At 61.6% G+C, this 17013-nt stretch carries 11 protein-coding genes, 4 pseudogenes and 1 other annotated feature; of the genes and pseudogenes, 9 read left to right on the top strand and 6 right to left on the bottom strand.

The window, feature by feature from the left end; all coding sequences use genetic code 11:
- Positions 1-57 precede the first annotated feature (57 nt).
- Positions 58-393 carry a carboxymuconolactone decarboxylase family protein gene (locus SPO_RS03235; protein ID WP_011046391.1) on the top strand — a complete coding sequence of 112 codons (336 nt, stop codon included), beginning with the start codon at positions 58-60 and terminating at the stop codon, positions 391-393.
- Here SPO_RS03235 and SPO_RS03230 read toward each other — a convergent pair.
- Positions 390-1247 (bottom strand): LysR family transcriptional regulator, encoded by an 858-nt coding sequence (locus SPO_RS03230; RefSeq protein WP_011046390.1) that lies wholly within the window; start codon positions 1245-1247, stop codon positions 390-392. The two genes, SPO_RS03235 and SPO_RS03230, sit on opposite strands and share 4 nt — an antisense overlap.
- Positions 1248-1342: 95 nt before the next feature.
- Between SPO_RS03230 and SPO_RS03225 the strand changes: the two genes are divergently transcribed.
- Both SPO_RS03225 and SPO_RS03220 read left to right on the top strand, forming a co-directional pair.
- Positions 1343-1933 carry an HD domain-containing protein gene (locus SPO_RS03225; protein WP_044027887.1) on the top strand — a complete coding sequence of 197 codons (591 nt, stop codon included), beginning with the start codon at positions 1343-1345 and terminating at the stop codon, positions 1931-1933.
- Between the two features lie 310 nt (positions 1934-2243).
- Entirely contained in the window at positions 2244-2672 is a 429-nt protein-coding gene (locus SPO_RS03220; RefSeq protein WP_044027885.1) for a calcium-binding protein, read from the top strand.
- A gap of 52 nt (positions 2673-2724) precedes the next feature.
- On the opposite strand, the gene SPO_RS03215 is transcribed toward SPO_RS03220, so the two are convergent.
- The 4 genes from SPO_RS03215 to SPO_RS03200 form a co-directional block, all read right to left on the bottom strand.
- Positions 2725-5232 carry a GcvT family protein gene (locus tag SPO_RS03215; RefSeq protein WP_011046386.1) on the bottom strand — a complete coding sequence of 836 codons (2508 nt, stop codon included), beginning with the start codon at positions 5230-5232 and terminating at the stop codon, positions 2725-2727.
- Positions 5233-5442: 210 nt separating this feature from the next.
- On the bottom strand, positions 5443-6840 hold the full coding sequence (locus SPO_RS03210; protein WP_011046385.1) for an FAD-binding oxidoreductase: 1398 nt from the start codon (positions 6838-6840) through the stop codon (positions 5443-5445).
- Positions 6841-6943: 103 nt separating this feature from the next.
- A complete protein-coding gene (gene ggt / locus SPO_RS03205) occupies positions 6944-8737 on the bottom strand; it encodes a gamma-glutamyltransferase (protein WP_011046384.1) in 1794 nt (597 codons plus the stop codon).
- A 235-nt stretch (positions 8738-8972) separates the two neighbouring features.
- Positions 8973-9959, bottom strand: a complete 987-nt coding sequence (locus SPO_RS03200; RefSeq protein ID WP_011046383.1) for a 2-hydroxyacid dehydrogenase — start codon at positions 9957-9959, stop codon at positions 8973-8975.
- Between the two features lie 158 nt (positions 9960-10117).
- On the opposite strand from SPO_RS03200, the gene SPO_RS03195 reads away from it, so the two are divergent.
- The 3 genes and pseudogenes from SPO_RS03195 to SPO_RS03185 all read left to right on the top strand — a co-directional run bounded on the left by SPO_RS03195 (position 10118) and on the right by SPO_RS03185 (position 12934).
- The gene (locus SPO_RS03195; protein WP_044027883.1) at positions 10118-10621 is read left to right on the top strand and encodes an SH3 domain-containing protein; all 504 of its coding nucleotides are present in this window, start codon (positions 10118-10120) and stop codon (positions 10619-10621) included.
- Between the two features lie 686 nt (positions 10622-11307).
- Positions 11308-11992: pseudogene (locus tag SPO_RS23255) on the top strand (IS3 family transposase); the annotation flags it as partial.
- Positions 11552-11668: a sequence feature (AL1L pseudoknot), on the top strand. (Overlaps the previous pseudogene by 117 nt.)
- A gap of 48 nt (positions 11993-12040) precedes the next feature.
- Entirely contained in the window at positions 12041-12934 is an 894-nt protein-coding gene (locus tag SPO_RS03185) for an IS1595-like element ISSpo3 family transposase (protein WP_011046381.1), read from the top strand.
- 299 nt (positions 12935-13233) lie between these two features.
- Here SPO_RS03185 and SPO_RS03180 read toward each other — a convergent pair whose 3' ends face one another.
- Positions 13234-13830: a hypothetical protein gene (locus tag SPO_RS03180; protein WP_030003178.1), complete on the bottom strand. Its 597-nt coding sequence runs from the start codon at positions 13828-13830 to the stop codon at positions 13234-13236.
- A 105-nt stretch (positions 13831-13935) separates the two neighbouring features.
- Between SPO_RS03180 and SPO_RS03175 the strand changes: the two are divergent.
- The 3 pseudogenes from SPO_RS03175 to SPO_RS03160 all read left to right on the top strand — a co-directional run.
- Positions 13936-14453: pseudogene (locus SPO_RS03175) on the top strand (IS3 family transposase); the annotation flags it as partial.
- A 139-nt stretch (positions 14454-14592) separates the two neighbouring features.
- Positions 14593-15221: pseudogene (locus tag SPO_RS03170) on the top strand (tyrosine-type recombinase/integrase); the annotation flags it as partial.
- Positions 15222-16123: 902 nt separating this feature from the next.
- Positions 16124-16950, top strand: a pseudogene (locus SPO_RS03160) (tyrosine-type recombinase/integrase); the annotation flags it as partial.
- Positions 16951-17013 lie beyond the last annotated feature (63 nt).

Below are 17013 nucleotides of genomic sequence, written 5' to 3'. Positions count from 1 at the left end.
GCCGCTCCGCGTATCGCCCCTACACATGCCGATGAACAGATATGTAGGGGCATTCAAATGAGCTGGAACGACAAGCTGGCAGCCACCCGCGCGGGGCTGCGCAATCTGCATGGGGCCATTCCCGACACCGCCCGCGCCTTTGGCGCGCTGGGCAAGACGGTCAAGGAAGGCGGTACGCTGGATTTCAAGACCAAGGAATTCGTGGCACTGGGAATCTCGATCGCCTCGCGCTGCGAGCCCTGTATCTCGCTGCATGTCGAGGCGCTGGTCAAGGCGGGCGCCAGCCGGGCGGAATTGTCCGACGTTCTGGCCATGTCGATCCAGATGGGCGGCGGGCCGTCGATGATGTATGCGGCCAAGGCATTGGAATGCTTTGACGATCTGACCGGCTAGGCCCGGGCTGAGTCCCGCAGCGCCCGCACGCCTTCGAGGGCCGCCTCGATCTGTGCCCAGCCCGGATTGTCGCGCAAATAGATCGCGCGGCAGGCCAGCCGCATCGTCGGCGCACCCGCAACCGCATGCAGCCGGCCCCGCGCCAGCGGGCCGGCGATCATAGCGTCCGGGAAATAACCCACCCCGCCCCGCCGCATCAGATAGCGCAGGCCCATGGCCGTATTGCCCAGAACGATATGCTGACGGCTGCCCGGCGGCATCACCTGCTGCCACTGACGGTCGTATTCGGCGCAGAAGGCCAGATTGATAAAAAGCGGCATCTCGTCCGGACCCAGGCGCAGCGGGCGATCCGCCACCAGCGTCAACCGCTCGTCTGCGAGGTCGACCACCTCGACCCCGGGCTGGCTGGGCCGTTCGTGAACCAGCGCCAGATCGAGAAGCCGACCCGCCACCGCATCGCCCATATCCAGCATATGGTCATAGTTCAGGGTAAAGGGCAGCACGCCGCGCTCACGCTCCAGCCAGATGGCGGTATCGGCCAGCAGCGCATCCCACAGCGACAGCTGCGCCCCCAGCCGCAAGGCACCGCGCGCACCGGGATCGCTGGCGATCTCGGCCGAGACGAAATCCCAGCTGCGCAGCATCTGTTCGGCATGAGGCATCAGCCGCAACCCCGCCGCACTCAGCCGGGTACCGCCCCGCCCCCGCTCGAACAGCTGCGCCCCCAGGGCCGATTCCAGCGCCTTGATCCGGGCGCTGACCGTCGTCTGCGTCACGTTCAGGTGCCGCGCGGCGGCATGAAAACTGCCGCTAGAAGCGATAGCCAGAAAGGTTTCGAGCGCGGAAATTTGCATCTGATCATGTTTCTACATCAGATTGAGCAAATCAATTCGTTTTTCTGTTCGGTGAGGCCGCGCTAGCATTGGAACAAGCAACAAGGAAAGCGCGCATGCTGGACAAATCACAAAAACCCACCTGGACCAGTTTCGAAGAGGCCACCCAGGCCGATTGGGACGCGGTGATGGAATATGAAGAGGCCTATAACGCCGCCCTGCCCGAGCGGATACTGGACGCGATCCGCTCGCTGGACGAGGCCTGGACCCCCTATCCGATCAACCGCTTTCAGCATTGCCTGCAGGCCGCGACCCGCGCCCATGCCGATGGCGCCGAGGATGAGATCGTGGTGGCCGCGCTGGTGCATGACGTGGGCGATATCCTGTCGCCCTACAATCATGGCGAACTGGCCGCGGCGATGATGAAACCCTATGTCAGCGAGAAATGTCACTGGATCCTGCAACATCATTGCGTGTTCCAGGGCTATTACTACAACCACTATTGGGGCGGCGACCGCAACGCGCGCGACAAGTATCGCGACAGCCCCTATTGGGAGGACGCGCGGTACTTCTGCCATGAGTACGACCAATGCGCCTTTGACCCGGACTACCCGACCAAACCGCTGGAGTTCTTCGAACCGATCCTGCGCCGGGTGCTGTCGCGCGGTGGCGGTCACATGGAGCTGAACGAGACCGCCGAAGGATAACCCGACGGAACAGCGCCTCCCGGCCGTTTCAGGTGATACCGGAACACATGATTGGGAGCGCGCTGATGAAAACCGCGATTCTGCTGGCCGCAATGGCCCTTGCCTCGATCCTGCAGCAGTTGGCCCTGCGCGGGGCGGCACCTCTCTGAGCGCCCGCGCCGCGCCCCGCGCGGCGCCCGGCCCAACGGGAGGGGGTGCATCTTTGATGCGCATCCGACGGGCGGGAGCGCCCCCTGCGGCGAAATGGCCCGACGGATCGGGGCGCATCGCCCGTTTGACCTGTGAGTGCCGTCAAACAGGAGTAACTCTGATGCGCCTTCTCCTCCTTGCTTCCGCCTGTGCCCTTGGCACCGCCGCCCTGGCCCAGGGCGCGCCCGGGGCGCATTTCATCGAAAACTGGGACATGGACGGCGACGCGCTGATCAGCGCCGCCGAGATCGTCGAGAAACGCGGCGAGATCTTCGTGATGTTTGATCAGAACGAGGATGGCGCGCTGGATACCGCCGAATACGACCTGTTCGACGAGACCCGGCGCGCCGATATCGAGGCCAATGCCGGCGGCCGCAAGGGGCCGATGGCACTGGTCGATCAGGCGATGGACCGCGCCTTCAACGATGCAGATGGCGATGGTCTGGTCTCGGCCGAGGAATTCACCGCAAAATCCGCCGCCTTCTTCGACATGCTCGACAAGAACGGCGATGGCGTGATCAGCAGCGCCGATTTCAAACCGGGCGGCTGAAACAAGAACGGCCCCGGGGCTCCGGGGCCGTCTCTCATTCTCAAGGCCGACGTCAGCCGTCCTTGCGGATGGTCTCGTTCTTGGGGTCATAGGGGCTGTCGCAGGTCACGACCGCATCCCAAAGCTGATCGAGCATCTTGACCTTCAGCTTCGTGCCTTCGACCGCCAGTTCGGGCTTCACATAGCCCATGCCGATCGACTTTTCGAAGGCCACCGAATAGCCGCCCGATGTCAGGCGCCCGACGCGCGCGCCTTCGGGGGTATAGAGCGCCTCACGGCCCCAGGGATCGGCGTCCGACGGGCCGTCGATCAGCAGGGTGCAGCATTTCGAGCGGATGCCCTTGGCCTCCATCTCGGCCTTGCCGTGGAAGTCTTTGCCAAGGTCCACGAAACGCGGTAGATCGGCCTCGAGCGGGGTCGCGTCACGGCCCAGTTCGGTGCCAAACGCGCGATAGCTCTTCTCCTGCCGCAGCCAGTTCTGGGCGCGGGCGCCAACCAGCTTCATCCCGTGTTTTTCACCGGCAGCCAGCAGCAGGTCCCACAGGTAGCGCTGCATCTCGATCGGGTGATGCAATTCCCAGCCCAGCTCACCCGTATAGGCCACACGGATCGCGTTCACGGGGCACATGCCCAATTCGATCTGACGTGCCGACAGCCACGGGAAACGCTTGTTGGACAGCGCGGTTTCGGGATCGGCGTCCTTGATCACCTCTTTCAGCACGTCGCGCGATTTGGGCCCAGCGATGGCAAAGACGCCCCACTGGGTGGTGACATCCTGGATCTCGATATAGCCGAACTCCTCCATCTTGTCCTCGGCCGCCTTGCGCAGGAAGTCGGCGTCATACTCCGTCCAGGCCCCGGCGGAGACGATATAGTAGTTGTTCTCGCCATTGCGCACGATGGTGTATTCGGTGCGGGTGGTGCCGGCGCTGGTCAGCGCATAGGTCAGGTTGATCCGGCCCACTTTCGGCAGCTTGTTGCAGGTGAACCAATCCAGGAACTGGGTGGCGCCGGGGCCCTTGACAACGTGCTTGGTAAAGGCGGTGGCGTCGATCAGGCCTACGCCGTTGCGGATCGCCTTGGCCTCTTCCACCGCATATTGCCACCAGCCGCCACGGCGGAAGCTGCGCGCGTCATGGTCGAAATTCTCGGGCGCATCGAGCGGGCCGTAATAGTTGGGGCGTTCCCAGCCGTTGACGAAACCGAACTGCGCGCCAAGCGCCTTCTGCCGGTCATAGGCGGGCGCGGTGCGCAGCGGGCGGCAGGCCTCGCGCTCTTCATCCGGGTGGTGCAGGATATAGACGTGGCTATAGCATTCCTCGTTCTTGCGCGCCGCGAACTCGGTGGTCATCCAGTTCGAACTGTAGCGCTTGGGGTCGAGCGAGGCCATGTCGATCTCAGCCTCGCCGTCGACCATCATCTGGGCCAGGTAATAGCCGGTGCCGCCCGCGGCGGTGATGCCAAAGGAGAAGCCTTCGGCCAGCCACATGTTGCGCAGGCCCGGCGCCGGGCCGACCAGCGGGTTGCCATCGGGGGTGTAGCAGATCGGGCCGTTGAAATCGTCCTTGAGGCCGCTTTCGGCGCAAGAGGGCACGCGCTCGGCCATCGCCATGTACTGATCGGCGATCCGGTCCAGATCGAGCGGGAACAGGTCGGCGCGGAAACTGTCAGGCACGCCGTATTCGAACCGCGCGGGCGCGCCGTGCTCGTAGATGCCCAGGATCCAGCCGCCGCGTTCCTCGCGGGCATAGGATTCGTTGTCGGCATCGCGCACGACGGGGTGTTCCGGGTTGCCCGCCTCGCGCCATTTGACCAGCTCGGGGTCCTGATCCATGACGATGAACGTGTGCTCGACCGGGATCGCGGGCATCTTGATGCCCAGCAGCTTGGCGGTGCGCTGCGCATGGTTGCCCGATGCGGTGACCACATGCTCGGCGGTGATCACAACCTGTTCGTCGGAGGGCACCAGGTTGCCGCCCTTTTCCACCATCTTGGTGCAGGTGACTTCCCAGTGGGTGCCGTTCCAGTGGAAGGCATCGGCCTGCATCTTGCGCACGATATCCACGCCGCGTTGGCGTGCACCCTTGGCCATCGCCTGGGTCACGTCGGCGGGGTTAATATAGCCGTCCTCGGTGTGATAGATCGCGCCCTTGAGGTCCGAGGTCTCGATCAGCGGCCAGCGTTCCTTGATCTGGTCCGGGGTCAGCCATTCGTATTTCACGCCGCAGGTCTCGGCGGTCGAGGCATAGAGCATATACTCGTCCATACGATCCTGCGTTTGCGCCATGCGCAGGTTGCCGACCACGGCGAAACCGGCATTCAGGCCGGTTTCCTCTTCCAGGGTCTTGTAGAAATCGACCGAGTACTGGTGGATATGGGTGGTTGCATAGGACATGTTGAACAGCGGCAGCAGACCCGCCGCGTGCCAGGTCGAGCCGGAGGTCAGCTCGTCCCGCTCGATCAGCATGACATCGTTCCAGCCCGCCTTGGCCAGATGGTAGGCGATCGAGGTGCCAACGGCACCGCCGCCGACGACCAGTGCTTTGACTTGGGTTTTCATGGGACCGCTCTCCGGGTTGAGTCTCTTTGGGATGGTTTATGCCGAAGCCCCTTCGCACAAGCCAAGTCCATCCGACGCAAAAGCGTGCAAAACCGACCTCGCTCGGTATGGCGCACGGTTTCGCGGGTCCCGCCCTTCAGGTTTTTCAGGGTACGCTCGCCAGAGGCGAGATTTTTCGACGAAAAATCTCTGTCGGCGTCCCCGCGCCCGTCAGAGGATCTTTCCCGGGTTCATGATGCCAAGTGGATCGAGCGCGGCCTTGATCGCCGCCATGTAGCGCGGGGTCTGGCCCAGTTCGCGGCTCAGGTAGGCGCGCTTGCCCTGACCGATCCCGTGTTCCCCGGTGCAGGTGCCATCCATGGAAATGGCAAGTTCGGCCAGCCAGGCGGTGAACGCCTCGGTCGTGGCGACCTCGGCCGGATCGTCCTTGTCGATGAGCGGTGAGATGTGGAAATTGCCGTCGCCCACATGGCCTACCAGCGGTGCGAACAGGCCCAGCTCCTCGGCCTTGGCGGTGGCGGCATTGACGCATTCCGCCAGCCGCGAGATCGGAACACAGACATCCGTGGCCAGCGCCGAGCAGCCCGGGCGCAGTTGCAGCGAAGCCCAGTAGAATTCGTGCCGCGCCTTCCAGAGCCGGTTGCGCTCCTCGGTCGAGGTGGTCCAGGCGAAACCGCTGCCTTCGTTTTCTTCGGCGATGCTGCCGAAGAGTTCGGCCTGTTCGGCGACACCCGCCTCGGACCCGTGGAACTCCAGCAGCAAGAGCGGCGTTTCCGGCAGGTCGAGCTTGGAATAGGCGTTGACCGCCTGCACCGCGATCACGTCCAGCAGTTCCATCCGCGCCACCGGGATGCCGAACTGGATCGTGGTCATCACCGCCTGACAGGCGGCATCGACCGTCGGGAAGGAGCAGCGCGCTGCCGAGATCGCCTCGGGGATGCCCTGCAGTTTCAGGGTGATTTCGGTGATGATGCCCAGCGTACCCTCGGCGCCGATCATCAGGCGGGTCAGGTCATAACCGGCCGAGGTCTTCTTGGCCCGTTGCGCGGTGCGGATCACCTCGCCATCGGGCATCACCACTTCTAGCGCCAGAACATTGTCCTTCATCGTGCCATAGCGCACCGCATTGGTACCGCTGGCGCGGGTCGAGGCCATGCCACCCAGCGAGGCATTGGCACCGGGGTCGATGGGGAAGAACAGGCCCTGATCGCGCAGATGGGTGTTGAGCTGTTCGCGGGTGACGCCGGGTTGAACCACGCAATCCAGATCGCCGGCATGCACAGCGAGGATATTGTTCATCTGCATCAGGTCGACCGAGATGCCACCGGCGGGCGCGTTCACGTGCCCCTCGAGCGAGGTGCCGGTGCCGAAGGGAATGACCGCCACCTTGTGTTCGGCGCAGGTTTTCACGATCTCGGACACTTCGGCGGTCGAGGTGGGAAAGACCACCGCGTCGGGTGGCTGGTTCTGGATCCAGGTGGTGGTATGGCCATGCTGCTCGCGGATCGCCTGGCCGGTCTGCAGCCGGTCGCCAAAGCGCTGCCTGAGGATGCCGATCACTGTTTCGATGCCGGTTTCGTTGCGCGGCAATGCGGTGATCTGAGCCATGTCTTCCCCCCGGTTCGACCCCGGCGGGCCTGTGCCGCCGAGGTTCATGTGTTAAGTAGAGAGCGACGGGCTTGTGGGTCAATACCCACAAACCCCGACCTGCTCATTCACCCAATGCGATACCTTCGCGGCGGGTATCGGCAGCACCCTTGAGCGTGTCACCGATCTCGATGGCATGCAGGCCCGAGGTCAGCGCCCGCACCGAGACCTTGTAGCCGAGACCTGTCAGCGCCTCTTCCATCCCGGCCGCATCGGTGCCCTCTTCCAAGTCATAGGTGCCAAAGCGGTTGACCAGATGGGGCGCGTTCAGCGCCTGTTGTACGTTCATGCTCCAATCGGCCCAGGCGATGATCGACTGGGCGACATAGCCGATGATGCGGCTGCCGCCGGGCGAGCCGATGGCCAGCACGGGCTTGCCGTCCTGCATGACGATGGTGGGCGCCATCGAGGAACGCGGGCGTTTTCCCGGCTCCAGCCGGTTGGCGATGGGCACGCCATTGTCATGGGTCTTGAACGAGAAATCGGTCAGCTCGTTGTTGAGCAGGAAACCGTTCGTCATCAGCCGCGAGCCAAAGCCGTTCTCGATGGTGGTAGTCATCGACAGCACGTTGCCATAGCGGTCCACGATCGAGATATGCGAGGTCGAGGGCAGCTCAAGCGAGATATCATCTGCCCAGTTCGAAGCGTGGTCGAACTCGGGGTTGCCCGGTGCGACGCTTTCCAGCGCATTTGGCCCGGCGAGCAATTCGCTGCGCGTTTTCAGATAGTCGGGGTCGACCAGCCCCTTGGTCGGCATCGGCACGAAATCGCTGTCCGCCATATAGCGGCCCCGGTCGGCAAAGGCGAGGCGCGAGGCGTCGCCGATCAACCGCCAGCTTTCGGGGTTTTCCGCACCCAGCGCCGCCAGGTCATAGGGTTCCAGAAGTCCGAGAATCTGGCCCAGCGTCAGCGCGCCCGACGAGGGTGGCCCCATGCCGCAGACCTCAAAGGCGCGGTAGCTGGCACAGACCGGCTCACGCTCGATCACCTGATAAAGCGCCAGATCGGCGCCCGAGAGCACGCCGGGATTGCCCTCGGCGTTGCGGACGGTGCGCACGATATCGGCGGCGATGGGGCCGCCGTAGAAGGCAGCCGATCCTTCGGCGGCCAGCGCCCGCAGGGTGGCGGCATAGGCGGGGTTCTTCAGCGTATCCCCCGCCTTGATGGCGGCGCCACCGGGCAGGAAATAGGCCGCCGTTTCCGGGAAGCGGCCAAGCTTCTCGGCATCCCCTTCGACCAGACCTGCCAGCCGGGGCGAAACGGTAAACCCGTTCTCGGCGAGCCAGATCGCATCGCCGAACAGCGACCCCCAATTGGCCTGACCCCAGCGGCGATGCGCCTCTTCCAGCAGGGCGGGCGTGCCCGGCGTGCCGACCGAAAGACCGCCGACCACGGCGTCAAAGAATTTGAGCGGCTGGCCATCGGCATCCTGAAACAGCCGGGGCGTCGCCTCGCGCGGGGCGGTTTCGCGGGCGTCGAGCGTGGTCATCTGCCCGGTGTTGCCATCGTACCAGACCAGGAAGGCGCCGCCGCCGAGCCCGGAGCTTTGCGGCTCGACCAGGCCCAGCACGGTCTGCACAGCAACCATCGCATCGGCGGCGGTACCGCCCTGGCGCAGCACATTGCCCCCGGCCATGACCGCAAGCGGGTTGGCGGCGGCGACCATCCAGTTTTCCGCCTCGACCGGCTGCCCCGCCTCCTTGGCGGCCTGCCCGGCCTCGACCACGGCAGAGAACGGCCTGACCTGCCCTGTTGCAGCGCCTTCGGGCGCCACCGCGTCCGCAGCCTGTTGTGCAAATAGCGGGGTCGCGGCTCCGACCCACAAAAGACAAAGACTTTCCTGCCAGCGAATGCGCATGTGTTCCTCCACGATAAAGCCGGGGTTCCGAGAGTTTCCCGGACCAAGGGTACCTCTGGGGAAGCCTTCCGAACAGCATAGCCGCCGCACATATCAATGTGCGCAATCCCGCAATTGACATAGGAACAAGATTGCGATTTCTCACAATATGTCGCAACAACGTCCCAATATTTGACCACATATCAGGAAATAGTCCCGATCTGCGGCCAAAAGAAGAACTTTCAAACTTCGCCCATTACAGCATCGCAGGCACCACCTGATCCGGGGGCCGGTGACCATCGGCGAAGGTTTTGATGTTGATGATCACCTTCTCGCCCATCTCGATCCGGCCTTCCAGCGTGGCCGAGCCCATATGCGGCAGCAGCACGACATTGGGCAATTCGCGCAGGCGCGGGTTCACCTGGGTGCCATGTTCGTAGACGTCGAGCCCCGCCCCCGCGATTTCGCCTGTACGAATCATTCGGGTCAGCGCGTTTTCGTCGATCACCTCACCACGCGAGGTGTTGACGATGACGCCGGTGGGCTTCATCAGCTTCAGCCGTCGCGCGTTCATCAGATGAAAGGTCGAGGGCGTCGACGGACAGTTGACCGAGATCACGTCCATCCGCGCGATCATCTGATCCAGACTGTCCCACCAGGTCGCTTCCAGCGCATCCTCGACCTCGGGGCGCAAGCGGCGGCGGTTGTGATAATGGATCTGCATGCCAAAGGCGCTGGCGCGCCGGGCGACCGCCTGACCGATCCGCCCCATGCCCAGGATGCCCAGGCGACGGCCGCCGACACGCCCGCCCAAGAGCGCGGTGGGCGCCCAGCCGGTCCATTCGTTCTTTTGCATCACCGCCAGCCCCTCGGGGATGCGGCGGGTGACAGCGAGAATCAGCGCCATGGTCATGTCGGCGGTGTCGTCGGTCAGCACGCCGGGCGTGTTCGACACCAGAATGCCGCGCTGGCGCGCCGTGGCCACATCAATGTGATCGACCCCCGCCCCGTAATTGGCGATCAGCCGCATCCGCTCGCCCGCCTGCGCCAGCAGGCCCGCGTCGATGCGGTCGTTCAGCGTCGGCACCAGCACATCGGCTTCGCGCAGCGCCGCGGCCAGCTCGTCGCGCGACATTGGCGTGTCGTCATCCCGCAGGCGGACATTGAACAGTTCGCTCAAGCGGGTTTCCACCACCTCGGGCAACCGTCGCGTAACGACAACACTCAGACGTTCTCTTGGCACTTGAGCTCTCCCACGGCTTTGCAATTCGATGCGCGCCATGGCATCGTGGCGCAGGAGAGAGCGGGGCACAAGAACCCCATGCGCAAATGACGCAGGCTTTTTCCGATAGAGCAGGCAGACATTCCGGCAGGCAGACAGTGACAAGTTTCAACAGTTTCATGCGCCCCCTCGCGGCGGCGATCCTCTCGGCTTTGGTGACCCTGGCGCCCGTCGCGCCACAGGCCCAGGAGGCCGTGCGCGGAGCGGTGACCAATCTGCCGATTCCCCGCTTTGTCTCGATGAAGGCGAACGAGGGCAATGTGCGGCGCGGCCCCTCGCTGACGCATCGCATCGACTGGGTGTTCAAGCGGCGCGACATGCCGTTGCAGATCACCGCCGAGCACGGCCATTGGCGTAAGGTCCAGGACCGCGATGGCGCCGGCGGCTGGGTCCACTACGCATTGCTGTCGGGCGTGCGCACGGTTCTGGTGGAAAAGGACATGATGCCGCTATACGCCCGCCCTGACCCGGCCTCGCAGGTCGCGGCCCATTTCGAGATGGGCGTTGTGGCCCGGCTGGGGACCTGCACACAGGACTGGTGCCGAATCTCTGCCGGCGGCTATCGCGGCTGGGCGCCGAAAGAGAACCTGTGGGGTGTCGGCACCGACGAGATCCGCGAATAAGCCGGCATCAAGAGGGAGGTTCAGCCTCTCTTGCCCTGATCGACATGGACACCTCGACCCTCTTTGAAATAGGGCCGGTTCGATCAGCTTTAAGAAGGATAAGTGGCTGGGGTGGTAGGAATTCCAGCCTGATGATCCCTTTCTTCGCCTTACCCTGCCAGAGAGCCTAACTGGGGCATTCCTGGGGGCCTTTCTACGGTGGGATATGTCCTGTGGGAGGGGTGCAGTAGGGGCCACAGAGTGGGCCTCTGGTTGGGCTCTTGGGGGGTCGTTCTGAATAGAGGGAGACAGTCGAGGAATAGGTACGAGTAATGCACAGACTTACTGTGAGAGAGGGAGGAATCCCGGTGGTGGAGGTCTGTTCAGGGACGGGTCGGGAAAAAGGGGGAGGAAACCCCGGCTGGATAGCCTCGCGGGGAGGGCCCAGACGGGGGTGGGGTTAGGTGGTTGACTGAAGCCAATACGCAATGCGCCTTGGGTTGTGACGATCGCTGCCCCAAGAGCCAAAACGCTTCAGGGAAACCTGCATGCCCTTACCACTTGTTCCTGTTGTTGCTGCATTGAATGCAGGAGGGCATCTGGTTGCTCGTTCTGCCGGGGCTTAATAGTCTATGGTACGGCATCTGGTGGATATGAACCGCTCCAGATTTGGCGGAGGCTCCAACTCCAGAGTAAGGTGGAGCATCATAAGCAAGACTACGAACAAACTTTCGCCTGAAGTGCGCGAACGCGCCGTGCGGATGGTCCTCGAGAACGAGGGTCAGCACGGGTCTCGCTGGCAGGCGGTCACGCTGAATGACTGGGTCAAAAGGCCGAGGTCGACAGCGGCAAGCGCGCAGGCGTTTCCAGCGAGACGGCCGAGAAGATGAAGGCCTTGGAGCGCGAGAACCTCGAGTTGCGCCAGGCCAACGAGACCCTTCGTAAGGCCAGCGCATATTTTGCGATGGCGGAGCTCGACCGCCGGTCGAAGTGATGGTGGACTTCGTTGAGGCGCACAGGGATGCGCACGGGGTCGAGCCGACCTGCGCGGTACTGCCGATTGCTCCTTCCACCTACTATGATCATCTGGCGAAGCGGGCTGATCCGGCTCGGTTGTCGGTCCGTGCCCGTCGTGATGCCGCCCTGCGGCCCTAGATCGAACGCGTCTGGGAGGAGAGCTACAAGGCCTACGGCGTCCGCAAGGTCTGGCGGCAGCTTGTCCGGGAAGGCATCGATGTCGCGCGTTGCACGGTAGCACGTCTGATGCGAGACATGGACATCCAAGGCATCATCCGCGGTAAACCTCACCGGGCAACGATCTCGGACAAGAGGGCCCCGTGCCTGCTGGACAAGGTTAACCGCGAGTTCCGCGTCCCGGCACCCAATATGCTTGGGGCTTATCCCCTTGACACAAGTAAACGCATTCGATAAATTGAGGGCATGGAAAAGAACAAATCATCATCTCCAGACTTTAGCGTCCGCGATTTTTTCAAGCGGTTCCCCGATGATGAAGCTTGCCTTGAGCATATCTTCAACGTCCGTTTCGGAGCGCGTCACGTCTGCCGGGCCTGCGGCGTCGAAAGCACGTTCCACCGCATGAGCGACCGCCGTGCGTTTGCCTGCGCTGCCTGCGGTGATCATGTCTACCCCACGGCTGGCACGATCTTTCAGGACACACGCACGCCGCTCCAAGTTTGGTTTTACGCGATCTACCTGTTTGTCACGACACGCCACGGCGTTTCCGGCAAAGAACTGCAACGCCAGCTTGGGGTGACCTATAAGACCGCATGGCGGATCGGACACAAAATCCGCGAGCAAATGGACAAGCATGACCTTAAGGCGATGCTGCAGGGTCATGTCGAGATTGACGAAGCATACATTGGCGGTAAGCGCCCCGGCAAGCGTGGTCGCGGTGCGGCTGGCAAAACAATTGTCATGGGCTTCAAGCAGCGTGGCGGGCGTCTGGTGACTGAGATTGTCCCTGACGTGAAGCTGAAAACCCTTCGAGCTGAAACACTTAAGACCGTTGATGCCGGTGCGACTGTTTCGACAGATGAACTTTATAGCTACAGCTTACTGAAAGGCGAGGGCTACACCCACGTTGCGGTCAAGCATGGGGCCAAGCAATGGACGATCTACGACGCCGAAACCGACACCATGCACCACACCAACCACGTTGAAAGCTTTTGGCGTCACTTCAAGCACTCGATCCGTGGCACTCACGTTTCAATCAGCCAAAGGCACATGCGCAAGTATCTGGACGAATTCACTTTTCGCGCGAACCATCGCGGCGAGGTGAACCTGATGTTTGATCGATTGGTTGCGGCGTTCTGATAACGGCAGAGGCGGTTAGATCAAATTCCGCCCCGCTGATCGGGCCAGCGCCTCGGGCTTCCTCTTGCGCGATAAACTCTTGTAAACGCCCGGCTTCTATCGCTTCACGCAAAGATAACATGCTGGATTCGCTCCAAGATTCTTGACTTGCAATCGATTGTAGCATAGAAATTCCAATAGGCGAACGGGTGGCCATGGCCACCCGCTCTTGGTCCCCCAACGGGGCTGCACATCACGGACGCTAGCTAGTCATTCCGTGATCTGGAGGTCGGTTAATGGTTCCATAGAACCACCCCCGATCAAGTTCCCGGCGTCTTCCAGTGCCGGGTCTGGCCTGAGGGGTCAGGATGTTTACCAGGCGGGTCCCCGAACTCGTATCCGCCTGCAAATTTAGGAGAAGTGTCACCTTCCCCTGCTTCTGAGCCGCCCAAGGGCGGCTCATTCTCTTTCTGGTTTGCGCCAATAAGCGCCAAACCAGAATCTGTAAATTCAAACTTCCCGTGTCCAACACGGTCAAACCACCCCGCTTTGACGGCATTCATCATCTGCGTGCGCTGACCGCCTGCGCTTGCCTCGTGCCCTGCCAGTTCAACCGCTGCGCCGATGTCCTCATAGCTGTAAGGCGCGTCTGCGGTAGCGTGGAGAGCCTTGTAGATACTGACCCATTTGTCCGATGCGCCTACTTTCGGCGTCACGTCCAGATCAAAGTCTACATCCTTCAGGGCATCAGCGATCCCCGCGCGCTCCATGGCTTTGATAGCCTTGTCGTAAGCTTCAACCTCGACGCTGAAACGTTCGGCTTCGCGCTGCGCTTTCTCCGCACGATCCAAAGCAGCAGTGCGCTTCTTTTCGGCTTCTGCACGCAAGCGCAAGATGATGTGGGATTCGTTTGTCATAATTCGACTCTTAGTGGTGTCGGCGTAAAACGTCAAGTTGAACTCGTCACGCGAACAACATTACGTTTGCGAGAACAAGCGGAAAACTTGTGTCAAGGGGACACACCCCATATGCTTTGGGTCAGCGATTTCACCTATGTCGCTACCTGGAAGGGCTTTGTCTATGTCGCTTTCGTCATCGATGCCCATGCGCGCAAGATCGTCGGCTGGCGGGTAAGCACATCTGCACAGACCGGTTTCGTCCTGGATGCACTGGAGCAGGCTGTTCACGACCGGAAACCAACGAAGGCCATGGGCTTGGTTCACCACAATGATCGCGGCTCGCAATATCTGTCCATTCGCTACACCGAGCGCCTGGCGGATGCGGGCATCGAACCATCCGTGGGAAGCGTTGGCGACTGCTATGACAATGCCTTGGCCGAAACATCAATGGCCTCTTCAAGGCTGAGGTTATCCATCGCCGCGGCCCTTGGCGCAGCTTCGCGGCAGTGGAATACGCGACTCTGGAATGGGTCGGCTGGTTCAACAACCGCCGCCTTCCCGAGCCCATCGGGAACATCCCGCCAGCCGAAGCTGAGGCAAACTTCTACGCGACTCGGGAAACTGAAAACATGGCCGCGTAACTAATGACAATCAGCCTCAGGAAAACCCGGAGCGGTTCACTCACCCGACCTTCTCCATACGTGCACATGGGCATGCTAAGCTGAGTTGCCAACGTCTGGTTGGCGCTGTGGTGGATCGTGGTGGATGGGATGATCCATCATGACCATTGCAAACTTACCCGCCATTCGAGCTTGTCGCCCTGCCTGGAACAAGGGCCGCGTCGTCGGACAGAAACGTCCTTTGATGCCAAAGCATGTTTGGCAATCCGCGTGCGTCTTGAGATCGCAGAGAACCATCGCGATCTGGCGCAGTTCAACCTAGCCATCGATAGCAAGCTTCGTGGATGCGATTTAGTGAAGCTGAAGGTTGCGGGTATCTACGCCTCAGGTCAGGTCAAGGAACGAGCTTCGATCATCCAAAGCAAGACGCAACGCCCAGTGCGATTTGAGATCACCGAGGGCACACGCAAATCAATCTTGAGATGGATGGAGGAGCCTTTGATGATCGGCTCGGATTTCCTTTGGCCGGGGCGTTTTCATGAGCGCTTGTACATTTCGACCCGTCAATATGCGCGGCTTGTTCGTGAATGGGTCAAATCCATCGGACTCGATCCAACATCATTTGGTATGCATTCCATGCGGAGAACCAAGGTCGCGCACATCTACCGCAAGACTGGAAACCTGCGTGCGGTACAGCTTTTGCTTGGCCACACGAAGATGGACAGTACCGTTCGATACCTTGGCGTCGAACATGAGGACGCACCGGCGATCTCCGAAGCTGTTGAAATCGAAAGACTTGGGCCGTTTTCAAGTGCGGTCCAAGGCCGACCTTCGTTCCACCTTCACGATTCTGCGGTCGCAGCCCGCATTCCGGCCATTCGCTGCGAGTGAAAATCGGACTGACGGCGAACTGGGAGACTTCCGGACGGAGCGGACATTTCATGTTCGCCTGAGCCATCGCCAAAACGCTGCAAGTATGCCAAGCAAAAACGCCGTCAAGAGAACAATGTTTGTGACCGCAAGAGAGCCTACGCAGCCGCCTAGTTGCCCATGGTAGAGGTCATCATCCAAATAGTATTTCAACCAGTTCCAATCAGCCCAAAGCCACAATGACAGCAGCGGGAGAAGCACGCTAAACAACATGCTCCTTTTCCATAGAAACAGGGCCATAATCGCCAACCATACAAAGCTAAGCGGCTCGTTCATTGTGAAAAAGAACTCTGAAAAGGAAGACGCTACTCCATCTTCAGGCGACCAACTCGGTCGAACTCGCTCACAGTCTTCGAGATAGCTTAGGTTGACACTCATGCTAAAATGGACTGCCTCGGTCCGAAGTTTTTGTCCAGCCATTCGAAACAAGAAGTGAAGCGGGTCGCTTTGGGGCTGGGACCGGACTTACGGCGGCGCAGTACCGAGACTGAGTGACGGGCAATGCCGCCGCCGAGGTCGGCCCAAATGCGACCTTGGCGATAGGGTCCGACGCTGCAGCGCAGCTTCCCCGAAGCTGCCGTTCGTTCCCTCCCGCAGCATATTCGACCAGCTAAAACCCGGATCGCGGGACGAGGACGAAGCCGCTGGCGCGGCAGGGCGCTTGTGGTGAGGGCGGCGCGGTGATCTGACCACGGGGATTTTGGAGATGGGCTTTTCTGTCTGACGATTGGGGTCTCTCAATCAACAGACAGGAGGGTCCCATGGTGGACACCAAGACAACACCGCTGCGTGCGCGGATGATCGAAGATATGCGGATCAAAGGGCTGGGCGAAGGCTCGCAGAAGGCGCATCTCAGGGCGGTTCGATATCTTGCCGAGTTCCTTGGGCGGTCGCCGGACACTGCGACGCCTGAAGACTTGCGCGCCTATCAGCTCCACATGGTCGACACGAACGTCACCCCATCGACCTACAACGCGCGACTTGTCGGGCTGCGGTTCTTTTTTGAAACGACGTGCAAGCGCTCTGAGAGGAAGGACTGCCTGCATTTTCGCACGGAGCCGCGCAAGCTACCCGTGGTGTTCAGCGCCGAAGAGGTGTCGAGATCCTCAGGGTCGCGCCTGGGCCGGGGCTGACGTATCGGGCGGCACTCAGCATTTCCTATGGCACCGGGTTGCGTGCGTCGGAGGTCTGCAATCTCAAGGTCACCGATATCGACAGCGACCGGATGCCGATCCATGTCGACCGGGGCAAAGGCGGCAAGGACCGCAAGGTGATGCTCTCGCCAGGACTGCTTGGCTTGTTGCGGGATTATTGGAAAGAAGCGCGACCCGATGGCTGGCTGTTCCCAGGCAAGCCCCGGATCAACCCGCTCTCACCCCGGCAACTCCATCGCGCCTTCAGTGCAGCCAAGCACCTGGCCGGGATCAAGAAGCCGCGCAGCCCGCTGCATGGTTTGCGCCACAGCTTCGCGACGCATCTTCTGGAGGCGGGAACGGATGTGCGCGTGATCCAGGTTCTGCTCGGCCATGCCAAGCTGAGTACGACGGCGCAATACACCCATGTGGCGACCAAGCCCCCTCTCGGGACATCGCTGCGCAATGCCCTGTCGGGCGATGGATCCGCGACACCGACAGCCCCTACGAGGTGCTTG

Origin of the sequence: Ruegeria pomeroyi DSS-3, assembly GCF_000011965.2 — a bacterium.
In the GTDB taxonomy this organism is placed as follows: Bacteria; Pseudomonadota; Alphaproteobacteria; order Rhodobacterales; family Rhodobacteraceae; genus Ruegeria_B; species Ruegeria_B pomeroyi.
Note: the sequence above shows the minus strand (reverse complement) of the source record. Positions and strands in the feature narration are given on the sequence as shown.

Bases quoted from the DNA above. Each gene is read 5' to 3' on its own strand.
- SPO_RS03235 (WP_011046391.1), top strand. From the start codon at position 58: ATGAGCTGGAACGACAAGCTGGCAGCCACCCGCGCGGGGCTGCGCAAT.
- SPO_RS03230 (WP_011046390.1), bottom strand. From the start codon at position 1,247: ATGCAAATTTCCGCGCTCGAAACCTTTCTGGCTATCGCTTCTAGCGGC.
- SPO_RS03225 (WP_044027887.1), top strand. From the start codon at position 1,343: ATGCTGGACAAATCACAAAAACCCACCTGGACCAGTTTCGAAGAGGCC.
- SPO_RS03220 (WP_044027885.1), top strand. From the start codon at position 2,244: ATGCGCCTTCTCCTCCTTGCTTCCGCCTGTGCCCTTGGCACCGCCGCC.
- SPO_RS03215 (WP_011046386.1), bottom strand. From the start codon at position 5,232: ATGAAAACCCAAGTCAAAGCACTGGTCGTCGGCGGCGGTGCCGTTGGC.
- SPO_RS03210 (WP_011046385.1), bottom strand. From the start codon at position 6,840: ATGGCTCAGATCACCGCATTGCCGCGCAACGAAACCGGCATCGAAACA.
- ggt (WP_011046384.1), bottom strand. From the start codon at position 8,737: ATGCGCATTCGCTGGCAGGAAAGTCTTTGTCTTTTGTGGGTCGGAGCC.
- SPO_RS03195 (WP_044027883.1), top strand. From the start codon at position 10,118: ATGCGCCCCCTCGCGGCGGCGATCCTCTCGGCTTTGGTGACCCTGGCG.
- SPO_RS03185 (WP_011046381.1), top strand. From the start codon at position 12,041: ATGGAAAAGAACAAATCATCATCTCCAGACTTTAGCGTCCGCGATTTT.
- SPO_RS03180 (WP_030003178.1), bottom strand. From the start codon at position 13,830: ATGACAAACGAATCCCACATCATCTTGCGCTTGCGTGCAGAAGCCGAA.